The organism is Lactobacillus gallinarum DSM 10532 = JCM 2011, assembly GCF_001434975.1.
In the GTDB taxonomy this organism is placed as follows: Bacteria; Bacillota; Bacilli; order Lactobacillales; family Lactobacillaceae; genus Lactobacillus; species Lactobacillus gallinarum.
Window position 1 is genome coordinate 1 of the sequence record NZ_AZEL01000023.1, and the last position, 317, is coordinate 317.

At 36.3% G+C, this 317-nt stretch carries 1 protein-coding gene; it reads left to right on the forward strand.

The features are described 5' to 3' along the window. Positions 1-69: 69 nt before the first annotated feature. Positions 70-317 (forward strand): helix-turn-helix domain-containing protein (locus FC37_RS03685; RefSeq protein WP_156400654.1); only part of this gene is annotated, 248 nt, incomplete at its 3' end.

Below are 317 nucleotides of genomic sequence, written 5' to 3' on the forward strand. Positions count from 1 at the left end.
AAAAATAGAGACATACGTTCGACTTCCCTGTAAAATATAAATATCTAATCTACAGAAGGAGGTGAAATCATGAAGAGAATGAGCAGCTTAGCCTATCATTTTGGCGTTAAGCTTCGCTTTTATCCTAGTTCTAAGCAAAAGAAAATCATTAAGTTGAACTATGATGCGCAACGCTTTGTCTACAACTCTTATGTAGGACGCAATCGAAGCAATTATCATGCTAAGCACTACTTAGCTGTTAGACAATATCAAGCAATGCCTTTTGCCTTTTCTATTCTTAATAATTATGAGACTAAGCTGGCAGAAGAAGTAGTCGC